We start from the raw sequence: 11920 nt of genomic DNA on the forward strand, positions 1-11920 counted from the left end.
CGATCTCGCGTTGAATCTCCTTCAATATGCGATTCTCACCCAGCTTGGTCCGTGGATTTCTGACTCAGTAAGATTAGAGCATGATCCGGAAAAGTGCGAAGCGGTTTTCCGAGAAAAATCATGCGCAAACAACAACCTGAAGCGCGATGACGATTCATCTCATCGCGCTTTAGTCGACTTCTCACAGTTGACGGGCCGCTCATCTTCCGGCTTTGATCCCGTTGCGTCGGCCGGGCAGGATGCCGAAGTGCCGCTTGCTCACGCCTGTGCCGCCGCCTGACGCTGCGCGGGCTCATGCCATGACCACCACGCGACGAACATTCCTCGCCGGCGCAGCTCTGCTCGCCGGCGCCGCCATGCGCAGCCGCGCCAACGACATTCCCGCACCCTCGCCCGACCAGCTCGAGCGCATCACGACCTTCTTCGACAACGAGGTCGTGGCCCGCCGGCTGCCAGGTGCGGTCATCCTGGTTCAGCAGCACGGCAAGCCGCTCTATCTGAAGAACTTTGGTGTGCGCGACGTCCGGACTGGCCTGGCCATGACGCCAGACACCATCTTCGCCATTCACTCCATGACCAAGCCGATCACGAGCTTGGGGGCGATGATGCTGATTGACGCGGGCAAGCTCGCACTCGCCGACCCGGTTTCGAAATACATCCCGTCCTTCGCCGATACCAAAGTTGGGTTGGAGGTCACCAATCCCGACGGCACGCTTGCCCTCGAGATGGTGCCGCCCAATCGTCCCGTGACCATCCAGGACCTGATGCGTCACACCTCCGGCATCAGCTACGACTATATCGGCGGCAAATGGGTCGAGCAGGCCTATCACAATGCGATGATCTTCGCCGGCCAGTTCGACAACCGCGAGTTCGCCGAGCGCATCGCGAGGCTGCCGCTGGCACGCCAGCCCGGCACGCTCTGGCGCTATGGCCATTCCACCGACGTACTCGGCCGCGTCATCGAGGTGATCTCGGGGCAGACACTTTACGAATATCTCAAGCAGAACGTGCTCGATCCGCTCGGCATGACCAGCACCAAGTTCGAGCTGACCTCGCACGACGAATTCAAGCGGATGGCGAGGCCGCTGCCGAACGACACCATCCTGCTCGACGCCGAGCGCGACCGTCTCGCCCATCCCGAATGGGAATCCGGCGGCGGCGGCCTGCTCTCAACCATCACCGACTATGGTCGATTTGCGCAGATGCTGCTCAACGGCGGCGAGCTCGACCGCAAGCGTTATCTCAGCCCCGCCGCCTTCAAGGACATGACGACGGACCACATCGGGCCGGGCTCGGGCGTCGATCGCGACTATTTCTATTTTCCGGGCGACGGCTTCGGCTACGGCTACGGCCTTGCGGTGCGCACCGATCCGGGCGATGCCAAGCCGCCGCCGCCAGGCTCGATCGGCGAACTGAAGTGGGATTCGGGCAGCGGCACCTATTTCGGCGTCGATCCAAAGCTCGACATGATCTACCTCATGATGCAGCAGACCCAGAATGAGCGCGGTCGCATCACGCCGGCCTTCAAGGCGCTCGTCTACGATGCCTACCCTGCCGAGCTACGCCGCCCGTGAGGCGCGCTGTCCGAACGTCGTCAGCAACTGCTCGATCTCACCCGCCGGGCGCGCCGCGCTGAACAGAAATCCCTGAACCTCGTTGCATCCTTCCGCGCGCAGCCAATCGAGCTGGTCCTCGGTCTCGACGCCTTCTGCCGTCGTCGTGATGTTGAGGCTGCGGCCTAGCCCCGAGATCGCGCGCACGATCGCGAGGCAGTCGGGGCGCTCTGCGAGATCCTTGACGAAGGACCGATCGATCTTGATCTTGTCGAAGGGGAAGCTGCGCAAATAGCTGAGGCTGGAATAGCCGGTGCCGAAATCGTCCATGGAGATGCCGACACCGAGCTCGCGCAACTGGTGCAAAGTGGCGAGGTTGGCATCGGTCTCGGCCAGGAAGATCGACTCGGTGATCTCCAGCTCGAGCCGCTTCGGCGCCAGCCCCGATTGTGCCAGCGCGGAGATCACGACCTGGACCAGGTTGCGGCTGCGGAATTGCGCCGGCGACAGGTTGACCGCGACCTTGATGTCGCGCGGCCATTTCACCGCCTCGCTGCACGCCTCGCGCAGCACCCACTCCCCGAGCTGGGTGATCAGCCCGATGTCCTCGGCCACCGGGATGAACTCGGCCGGCGAGATCATGCCCTTGTCCGGATGACGCCAGCGCAACAGGGATTCGAAACCCGAAATGCGGTCGGAGGCGATCGAAACCAGCGGCTGGTAATGCAGCTCGAGCTCGCCATTGGCAAACGCACGCCTGAGGTCGAGCTCCATGTCGCGCCGCCGCTGCGCTTGCAGATCCATCTCCTTCTCGAAGAAGTGGTGAGCGCCACCGCCGTTGGACTTGGCACGGTAGAGCGCCATGTCGGCATTGCGCATCAGTTCCTCCGACGTCGCGCCGTCGCCGGGCGACAGTGCGATGCCAATGCTGGCGCCGATCACCAACTCCAGGCCGTCGATGTCGTAGGGCGCGCTGAGCATCTCGATCAGGAGGCTCGCACAGGCGCCGGCCTCGTTCGGCGAGACGTCGGCGGCGAGGATCACGGCGAACTCGTCGCCGCCGAGGCGAGCGGCAAGGTTGGCGCCGCGAATTGCGATCGCCAGGCGCTCGGCGACCTCCTTCAGCAGGCGGTCGCCCACGGGATGGCCGAAGGAGTCGTTGACGGTCTTGAACAGGTCGAGATCGATGCAGAGCACGCCGACCCTCTTTCCACCGGCTTGATCGAGCGCCTGCTTCAGGCGCTCCTGGAAATGCTCGCGGTTCGCCAGATTGGTGAGCCCATCATGATGGGCCATGTAGGCAATGCGTGCCTCGGCCTTGCGCCGTTCGGTGATGTCGACCACCGCGACCAGATAGCCATCGCGGCCTTCGAACGTGACGCGGCGGCCAAAGGTCAGCACCTCGATCTCGCTGCCATCGGCGCGCAGGTGCCGCCAGTTGCGTGAGGAGCGATAGGCATCGCCGACGTGCTCTAGCGCCTCGGAATGGCTGTCCCATTCGTCCTGCGGCCAGATTTCCGGGAGGCTCATGCGCAGGAAGGCATCCCGGCCATAGCCATAGTGCTGAACCGCGGCGTCGTTGACGCTCAGGAAGCGTTTCGTCTCGGCGTCGAACACCCACATCGGCATCGGGTTGTTGTCGAAGAGCAGGCGGAACGACGCGTCGCGATGCTTCAGCGCAGTGACATCGGAGATCGTGAGCGACACGACGTCGGCAAAGGCGGTGGCGCTGAGCCGGAGATAGCGGCCGTCGCTCTCGATTTCGCGCTGCTCGCTACGGCCGCCGGAGATGGCTGCAAGCAGAAGCTCCACGACATCCGGTGCTCCGAGGATCGTGCCCGCCTCTCCGAGTCGGCGCCACAACAGGCTTCCGCTCGCGACCTTCAGGAGCAACTCCGCACTTCTGTTGTGATGCACGACCTGGAAGTCGAAGACCCTCGCATCGGCTTCGCGCAGCGCGCCAAGCGATACCACCGCGTCGTCGGTCGCAGAGAAGATCGCATCGAGGAGATTATATTGCCCACCGCACTCGTTGACGTAAGTCCCGATCAGCATGGCGCCCCAGCGCGAGGCGGTCGGCAGCGCCAGCACGTCGTAGGTCTTGACCATGCCGTCGCGTACGCAATGCGCGCGTCCGTGATACGGGCGGCCGTTTCGCAGTGCGTTCCCCGCGACTTCCGCAAGCGCGGTGGCGCAATCGGGCGGCAGGGCTGCCACCGGAACATCCCAACGCTCGTCGCCGAGCCATGTCTGCACGTAGCGTCCACTGCGCGACAGTTCGAGCGCACCATCATTCCGCAGCAGCGCAATGTGGTCGGCGAGCCGCCCGAGGCTACCGAGCATGACGTCCTCATAGCGCGGCAACCGTTCGCCCGGCCGCAACGCGGCGTGCCATTTGCGCTGAAGCACCGGGATGTCGTCGAACATTTCGGTGGCCGGCTTGCCCGGCGCCTTCTTCGCGGCACTCATCGTAGTCCCCAACGCGCTATCCCAACGCATCCAAGGCAGGCGCACTTAATGGCGTGTAAAGAGTCGTTGTGTGCAGTGCCCAATCGGCGATTGTGACAGTTCTAAGTCACACGATGGTTTAGCGCGCGTTAGGGACTGTGACAGTTTCGTTTCGCTTTCCTGGGTTTGCACCCGGACGATGGTGGAGAGCTGTCGCGCATCCTGCCTCCAAGCACCGTCCTTGCGAGCGCAATGTCAGCCCGCCAGCCGCTCGATCACGAGATCGAGCAGCGCGCGCAGCCGGGAGAGCCGCCGCAGGTCGCGATGATAGCCGACGAAGGTATCGCGGCCGGGCGGCGCCTCGCCAATGTCGAGCGCGACGAGCCTGCGGTCGCGATCGCCGAGGAGCCGCGGCAACACGGCCAAACCGCCGCCGCCGGCACAGAGCTCGGCCTGAACCTCGCGATTGTTGCTGCGAAAGCCGATTTCGGCGTTCGGCAGTGTGCGCTTCAGCCAGGTGGCGTCGGGCATGCTGGCGAAGTCCGCATTCATCGTCACCACGCGCGCGCCGCGCCCGTCGCCCGCCCGCGGCGGCTTGCTGCCCTTGCGCCCGTACAGCGCGTAGGGAATGTGCAGCAGCTTCCGCGAAATCACCTCGGGCTCGTCGAACGCGGTGATACGGAAGACGAGATCGGCCTCGCGGTGCGACAGGCCGTAAAGTCGGGCATCGGTGAGCAGCTCGACCACGACTTTGGGGTGGCGCTTGCCAAATTCCGCGATGACCGGCGACAACATGTAGGTTCCGAACCAGTCCGACGAGGAGACGCGCAGCAATCCATCGAGCTGCGCTTCCGCACCGGACAGCCGCCGCTCCAGCGTCATCGCCTCCTCCTCGATTCGTTCGGCATGCCGAAGTACGGCCGACCCTTCATCGGTGAGGACGAAGCCATCGGCCGTGCGCTGGAACAGCGTCTGGCCGAGCGCCTTCTCGAGCGCGCGCAGCCGTCGCCCCATGGTCGGCTGGGTCTGGCCGATTTTTCGCGCGGCAGCGCCGAGCGTTCCTTGGCGTGCGATCGCAAGAAAGATGCGCAGGTCGCTCCATTCCATGCGGCTCACCATGGTCATTCAAGAATGCATGGATAGCGTACGTTCTTGTTCATTTTCATGCAAAAAAATAATGCCGATCTTGCAGACCGGACAACGGAGCGAGATGGCGATGACAACGACACCCGATATGCGCGCAGCGGTCCTCGAGAAGCATGGCGTGCCGCTTCGCATCACCCGAATCTCCACGCCCGCGATCGGCCCCAACGAGGTCCTCGTCCGCGTGATGGTGAGCGGAGTCAATCCGCTGGACACAAAGATCCATGCAGGCACCGCGGCTCACGCGCGCCATCCGCTGCCTGCAATCCTCGGGATCGATGTCGCCGGCGCGGTCGAGCACGTGGGCGCGGCGGTGACGCGCTTCAGTCCGGGCGATGAAGTATACGGGATGATCGGTGGTGTCGGCGGCGTCCAGGGCTCGCTAGCCGAATTCGCTGCGGTGGATGCAGATCTGCTGGCGTTGAAGCCTGCCAATCTCAGCATGCGGGAGGCGACCGCCCTGCCCCTCATCTTCATCACCGCCTGGGAGGGCCTAGTCGACCGGGCCAGAGTTTCACCCGGCAGCAAGGTCCTGATTCACGGCGGTGCCGGCGGCGTCGGCCATGTCGCGATCCAACTCGCACATGCGGCCGGCGCGGAGGTGTTTGCCACCGGCTCCAAGGCGCAGCGCACTTACATCGAAAGTCTCGGCGCGACCTTCATCGACCGCGACGAGACTGTCGAGGCTTACGTTGCGCGGCACACGGCGGAGCGCGGTTTCGATATCGTCTACGACACCGTCGGCGGAGCCGTGCTCGACACCTCCTTCACTGCCGTACGCCGCTTCGGCCATGTGGTGAGCGCGCTCGGCTGGGGCACGCATTCGCTGGCACCGCTGTCGTTCCGTGCAGCAACCTATTCCGGCGTGTTCACGCTACTGCCTCTGCTGACCGGCGAAGGCCGCGCACATCACGGCGATATCCTGGCGGAAGCGACCCGCCTTGCCGAAGCGGGCAAGCTCGTGCCGCTGCTCGATCCCCGCCGCTTCACGCTTCAGACCGTCGCCGACGCCTACGCGCTGATCCGCGACCGCGGCGCCAAGGGCAAGCTGATCGTCGAACTCTGAGCCGGCAAGATAGACAATCTTGCAGCGCTTCATGGTCCCGCGCCTTCCCAGGCTGGGCTGCGGCCCGCTAGTCCTCGCTCGAGGCCGCCGACCGATTGTTCAAGTAGGCCTGGGACAGGAGGAAGAACAGCGCGCGTTCACCCTGATACTTGGCCGCCGGACGGGTGCGCTCGAAGCCGTCGGCAAACAGTTTGCCTGACTGGTCGCAAACCTGCCACCGCCAGCCAAATCGCTTGCGTCTCGTAAGGACCACTTCGAACATGCCGTCGGGCTGCGCCCCCTGCTCGTTGCCGGCCACGCGCGGCGAACATAGACGACCCGCGCATCCCGCCCCCTTGGACGGATGTCAGAGATATAACGCAGCAGGAGCGAAAGAGAACAAAATTGATTATCGGAATTACGTCGCGGGTGCGGTGTTTCCCAAAGCCTTGCACTTGAAGACGTTTTTGGCAGCGCTTTCGCACACGCACCCAAATCAAAACACAGGGCGGGATGACCGGTGAGCAGAGACTCACCGGTCAATCCCCATGCTGAGCCTCAGCGGCCAACTAGCGCCTGCTGCAAATGCGCCGGATAGCGATCGCCTTCGGTGACGCTGACGAGATGTCGATGGCACGGCGATCGGTGTTCGTCTGTGTGACGGCACTGATGTTCTGCTCTCTTGGCTCCGAAAATCGGCACGATCCAGGGCTTTTGCGCCAACAACCAGGCGAGCGCGATCTGCGCCTTTCGCGAGCGCGCCGAGCAGGTGGATCAGCCTGGCTGACCTTTTCGTGCGCTGAATGAGAAGCGCGGTACGATATTGCCCCCTGCCTTCGCCGTGCTGGTCGAGGGACTGCGCTACCGGGGTTTAGCGCGCGACGACTTCGACTTCGCCGTCGACGCCGTTGACGACGTTGAAGCCGCGCTCATAGACCTTGCCCTCGTTCTTGGCGATGGCGCGGTATTCGCCTTCAGAGAGCACGACGCGCGGGAAGGCGCCGATCGATTCCTTGATCACGTCGCCGCCGGGGGTGAGCACCGACCAGGCGGTGTTGGCGAGCGCCTCGCCGCCCTTGTCGCTGACAAGCTTCAGCGTGATCACGGCGGCGCGGTGGGTGATGGTCACGTCCGTGAGCTTGCCAGCCTGCACGCGGATGTCGGATCGCACCACCGAGTTGGCGTCGCCATAGTTGGAGATGATGTAGTAGGTGCCCTCAGGCAGCAGGACGACGTCGCCGGCGGCGACGTTCGGTACCAACGAGGAGCGCTCGCCGCCTTCGAACTGGCTGCCCTTGTAGATCGCGAACGAGATCTGGTTTTGTGGAATGCGGCTGGTGCCGACGCGGCCCTCGATGCGCAGGCCTCCCGCCGGCAGCACGAAGGCCTCGCGGTCAGTCTCCGCCTTCAGACTCACCGTACGCACCGCGCTGACGAGGCCGAAGGCGACGTGCACGACGTAATTGCCGGGCGGCAGCACGATGTTGGGCGTGGCGTTGCGGTCCTCGCGGATCAGCTTGAAGGTGCCGTTCTCGTCGGGGCGGTCGGCAAACACCCGCCACACCAGCCCGCTGGTGATCGGCGGCAGATCCTTGCCGTATTTCGCGGTCAGCGACAGCACGGCCTGGCCGGGCGCCGCCGCCCCCATGGGCGCGGCGGGCGGGACCGTCGAGACCGAGGGCGGGATCGTGGGAGAAGCCGGCTGCGTCAGCGTCGGCGGCAGGCTCGGCGGCGCCGCCCCCGGACCCGAGGGCGGCGCGAGGCTGACGGCCGCGCCGGGATCGGGCACGGCGGCCGGCGGCACCGGCGGCGGGCGATCAGAGAACAATTGCGCGTGAGCGGCACCCCCGCCAAGCAAGCAGGCAAGCAAAACGCCCGGCAGCAGCCATCCGCTGCGCCGCCATCGTTTGATGCCGTCACCCCCGAAAATCATGCAACCTGCTTTTCACCGAAAACGCGGCAAATTCAAGCCACTGGAACCCCGGGAAACACCTGTTTTTGGAACAGGCGGAACCTTAAATGGTTAGTCCCGCGGCAACCGGCCATCGCCATACTCCTGCCCAGCGCGCTCACCAAAGCAGCATAAACCATGCTTCGCTGTGTTTCTGGCGGGGCGGGATTGCGGTGCCTAATCTGGTCAGCGTTAGTCGGGTCGTAAGCGTCAGTCGGGTCGTAGGAGATCGTCGGTGCTGGATATGTTGAAGGGTCGCGGCGCGAATGGCTCCAACGGCGCGAACGGCGAAAAGGTGGGGCTCGGCAGCATTCGCCGGCCGGTCATCGGCCTTGCGCTCGGCGGCGGTGCTGCGCGCGGTTTCGCCCACATCGGTATCTTGAAGACGTTGCTGGCCAACGGCATCGTGCCGAACGTGGTGGTCGGCACCTCGATAGGTGCGGTCATCGGCGGCGCCTATGCGGCCGGCCATCTCGACACGCTTGAGGACTGGGCGCGCAGCTTCCAGGGCGTACGCAACATCCTCTCCTATCTCGACATCCGCCTCAATGGCTCCGGCCTGATCGGCGGCGAGAAGCTCGCAACCCGGCTCGAGGCAGCGATCGGCCAGACCCTGATCGAGGATCTGCCGATCAAGTTTGCTACAGTCGCCACGGAAGTCCGCACCGGCCACGAGATCTGGCTGACACGCGGCCGCATGGTCGAGGCGATGCGCGCATCCTATGCGCTGCCTGGCATCTTCTCCCCCGTGCTGATCGGCGATCGCTGGCTGGTTGATGGCGCGCTGGTCAACCCAGTGCCGGTCTCAGCGGCGCGGGCGCTGGGCGCGGAAATCGTCATCGCGGCAAATCTTTCGAGCGACATCTTCACCCATTCCACGACCATCTATTCGCATGGCGCGATGCCCGCTCCGGTCGAGTCGCCGGCAACCGAGGACGCCGCGGCAAAGGACGCCGCCAAGCGCCGCTTCCCGAGGCTTTTCTCGCCCGAGCGCACAATGAAGCGCGAGTTCTTCGGCGGCGGCGGACGGCCCGGCATCTCCTCGGTGATGGTGGATGCCTTCAACATCATGCAGGACCGCATCACCCGCGCGCGCCTTGCAGGCGATCCGCCGGACATGCTGATCACACCGCGGGTCGGCCAGATCGGCTGGTTCGACTTCCACCGCGCCGACGATCTGATCGCGTTCGGCACGCGCGCCGCCGAGCGCGCGATCGACTCCATCCAGGAGGCGATCCACGTGCTGGCGCCGGCGCCGGATGGCACCGCGCCCAAAACTGACCAGAACAAGGCCGGCGAGAAAGTCGGCGAATAAGGCTCAGGCTGTCTTGATGTAGTCGCGCAGGGCTTCCTGCTCGGTCTCGTATTCGCGCACACGCCATTTGACGATGTCGCCGATCGAGATCAGGCCAACAACCTTGCCATTATCGATGACCGGCAGGTGTCGGAACTTGCCTGTGGTCATCATCTCCATGATCTCGGCGACCGTGTCAGTCTCCTTGCAGGTCACGACCTTGCGGGTCATGACGCTCGAGACCGGTTCCTCCAGCACGCCGGCGCCCCGCTCGCCCAGCACGCGCACGATGTCGCGCTCCGACAGGATGCCTTCCAGCCGGCTTTGATTCATCACCAGAACCGCGCCGATCTTCTTCTCGCCAAGCAGCTTGATTGCGGCCGACATCTTTGCGTCGGGCTCGACATTCATGATCTGATGGCCCTTGGTGTTGAGGATAGAACGTACCGTCATTGCCGCCTCCCTGAATCCGACCCAGCCCTCTAAGCTTGGGCCGGACTTGTTCGCGAGTCTTCAACTAACAGTCTCAATGCCGGTTTCGTTGTCAGGCGCTGCGCGAAGCAGGGCCGCTACCGGCTTGTCGTATAACGACATTCTTCGCATGAGATGATGGATGAAATCGCTCCATCCCGCAAGCGCCGCTTCAAATGCGATCTGAAATGTCCTGTGATGACGCATCTGCAGTATCGGGACGCGCGCGCGGCACGGGGTCGAACAGCGAGAACAGCAGAAGGCCTGCGAAGAAGCCGCCGATATGCGCCTGCCAGGCGACGGTTGCACCCTCCGTATCGACCCCGATGGCCCCGATGCCGAAGATGATGTTGACGCCGAACCACACCGCGAGAAAGCCCATAACCCGCCCGTCGCGCAGAGCTCGCGACAGCGGCAGCGCCGGCACCTTTGCCGCCGTGTCGGCATCGCTGCGGCTGAAGGACAGGAAGCTGCCGCGCACGAAGGCAAAGCGGATCGCCGCCGCCATGGCGCCGGATACCGACGCCGACGCCCCGATCATCGGCACCACCGCATGCTCATGGGTGAGCAGATGAGCAAGCGCGCCCGCCGCCGCCGTCATCGCCAGGAACAGGTAGAAGCGCACCGGCCCAAAGCGCCGCGCCAGCGCGCTACCGAACGGCAACAGCCACAGCACATTGAAGCCGAGATGGGTAAGATTGGCGTGGAGCAGAGAATAGGTGACGAAGGTCCATACCTTCGCACCGGTGCCGCCGGGGATCGAAAGATTGAGCAGCGAGGAATCGTAGCGCTTCGGGATGAAGCCGAATACGTCAATGGTCCAGTTTTCGAGCTCCGGCGGCAGCAGTACCCGCAGATGGATCACCACCAGCAGCGCGACGTAGGCCGTCAGCGCGCGCGGCAGCGTCAAAACCGGCTCGCGCCGCGCGTCGTGAAGTGCGGCCGGCTCATCCGGCGGAGAATTAGGCGGGGCGTCCAAGGGATTTTGGCTTTCAAAGCGCGAACAAGGCGACAAGCGTGGAGATAGTCGCCTTTGCCCACCCCGTGCAAGTGCACAAAAGGAAAAGGGAGGGCCCTGGGAAAGCCCTCCCTGTCCATGTCGGCCTTCCGGAACTTGGAGGAAAAGGGATTATCCCCACCCCTCCCCGCGGCCCGTGACCAAACTGTTTGACGCCTTGTGTGTACAGGCCCCGCCGAGAACCTGGAAAAGCGGCGAAGCTTGCGACCGCGGCAACCATAGCAGCCGTGCGAACGGGTTAAAGTCCATCGTTAATTTAACGTTAACGACGCAAAGGCCCGCCCCAGGGGGCCAAAAACGCGTCAGCGGCATGGACGCTGCAAATCCGCTCCTGCACAACAAAGAAGGGGACCCGAGGTGCACTGAAGCGGGACAAGTCTGTCCCACGACGTGCGGCCGAGGGGGAGCGTAGAGTCATGAAACATCCGTCGAGTCGCGAATTCTTCGCCTACTGGGATGATAAGCGCGGCACCGCGCGGGCGCCTGATCGTGCCGATATCGATCCGGCCGCTGTCCGCGGCCTGCTCGGCGACATCTTTGTCCTGTCCTGCGAGCCGACGCTTGGCTTCCCCTTCCGCGTCGCCGGCACGCGCGTCTGCGCGCTCGCCGGACGCGATCTCAAGGACCAGAGCTTTGCCGCGCTGTTTACGGGCCGAAGCCGCACCGAAATCGAGGAGATCACTGCCATCGTCGCCGAGGAAACGCTCGGCGCCATCGCCGGCCTCACTGCGACACGGCAAGACGGCACGCACGCACATCTCGAGCTCTTGCTTCTGCCCTTCAACGCCCGTCCGCATACACCGGTGAGCGTCACCGGCGTGCTCGCCCCGTTCGATGACGAATATGGTGCACTTGGCGAATTCGCCCTCACCTCGTGGCGCTATCTGCACCAGCCGGAAAAGCTGTTGCCCCGCGCCATTCGCAAGCTGCAGATCGCGCGCGGATTGATGGTATATGAGGGGCTGAGATAGGCGCCCGCCCCGGGCGCGCTGGAAGC

Annotated in this window: 11 protein-coding genes; 5 read left to right on the plus strand and 6 right to left on the minus strand. The window is 64.2% G+C overall.

Annotated features, from left to right (window positions below):
• Together SO140_RS36205 and SO140_RS36210 are read left to right on the plus strand one after the other, a co-directional pair.
• Positions 1 to 280: hypothetical protein (locus tag SO140_RS36205; protein WP_449384258.1), on the plus strand; the 280-nt coding region annotated here is incomplete at its 5' end.
• A 19-nt stretch (positions 281 to 299) separates the two neighbouring features.
• Positions 300 to 1574 carry a serine hydrolase domain-containing protein gene (locus SO140_RS36210; protein WP_449384257.1) on the plus strand — a complete coding sequence of 425 codons (1275 nt, stop codon included), beginning with the start codon at positions 300 to 302 and terminating at the stop codon, positions 1572 to 1574.
• On the opposite strand, the gene SO140_RS36215 is transcribed toward SO140_RS36210, so the two are convergent.
• Together SO140_RS36215 and SO140_RS36220 are read right to left on the minus strand one after the other, a co-directional pair.
• The gene (locus tag SO140_RS36215) at positions 1560 to 4022 is read right to left on the minus strand and encodes a putative bifunctional diguanylate cyclase/phosphodiesterase (RefSeq protein WP_449384256.1); all 2463 of its coding nucleotides are present in this window, start codon (positions 4020 to 4022) and stop codon (positions 1560 to 1562) included. The two genes, SO140_RS36210 and SO140_RS36215, sit on opposite strands and share 15 nt — an antisense overlap.
• 234 nt (positions 4023 to 4256) lie before the next feature.
• A complete protein-coding gene (locus tag SO140_RS36220; protein ID WP_449384260.1) occupies positions 4257 to 5108 on the minus strand; it encodes a LysR family transcriptional regulator in 852 nt (283 codons plus the stop codon).
• Between the two features lie 127 nt (positions 5109 to 5235).
• Between SO140_RS36220 and SO140_RS36225 the strand changes: the two genes are divergently transcribed.
• Positions 5236 to 6210 (plus strand): zinc-dependent alcohol dehydrogenase family protein, encoded by a 975-nt coding sequence (locus tag SO140_RS36225; protein WP_449384259.1) that lies wholly within the window; start codon positions 5236 to 5238, stop codon positions 6208 to 6210.
• Between the two features lie 67 nt (positions 6211 to 6277).
• On the opposite strand, the gene SO140_RS36230 is transcribed toward SO140_RS36225, so the two are convergent.
• Positions 6278 to 6472 carry a hypothetical protein gene (locus tag SO140_RS36230; RefSeq protein WP_027525651.1) on the minus strand — a complete coding sequence of 65 codons (195 nt, stop codon included), beginning with the start codon at positions 6470 to 6472 and terminating at the stop codon, positions 6278 to 6280.
• Positions 6473 to 7060: 588 nt separating this feature from the next.
• Positions 7061 to 8122 (minus strand): RgsD C-terminal domain-containing protein, encoded by a 1062-nt coding sequence (locus SO140_RS36235; RefSeq protein WP_449384255.1) that lies wholly within the window; start codon positions 8120 to 8122, stop codon positions 7061 to 7063.
• Between the two features lie 253 nt (positions 8123 to 8375).
• Between SO140_RS36235 and SO140_RS36240 the strand changes: the two genes are divergently transcribed.
• A complete protein-coding gene (locus SO140_RS36240) occupies positions 8376 to 9455 on the plus strand; it encodes a patatin-like phospholipase family protein (RefSeq protein WP_449384254.1) in 1080 nt (359 codons plus the stop codon).
• Positions 9456 to 9458: 3 nt separating this feature from the next.
• On the opposite strand, the gene SO140_RS36245 is transcribed toward SO140_RS36240, so the two are convergent.
• Together SO140_RS36245 and SO140_RS36250 are read right to left on the minus strand one after the other, a co-directional pair.
• Entirely contained in the window at positions 9459 to 9887 is a 429-nt protein-coding gene (locus SO140_RS36245; RefSeq protein WP_449384253.1) for a CBS domain-containing protein, read from the minus strand.
• 190 nt (positions 9888 to 10077) lie between these two features.
• Positions 10078 to 10884 (minus strand): rhomboid family intramembrane serine protease, encoded by an 807-nt coding sequence (locus tag SO140_RS36250; RefSeq protein ID WP_449384252.1) that lies wholly within the window; start codon positions 10882 to 10884, stop codon positions 10078 to 10080.
• A 455-nt stretch (positions 10885 to 11339) separates the two neighbouring features.
• Between SO140_RS36250 and SO140_RS36255 the strand changes: the two genes are divergently transcribed.
• Entirely contained in the window at positions 11340 to 11894 is a 555-nt protein-coding gene (locus SO140_RS36255) for a PAS domain-containing protein (protein WP_449384251.1), read from the plus strand.
• Positions 11895 to 11920 lie beyond the last annotated feature (26 nt).

The sequence above is a fragment of the Bradyrhizobium sp. UFLA05-108 genome (genome assembly GCF_059803455.1).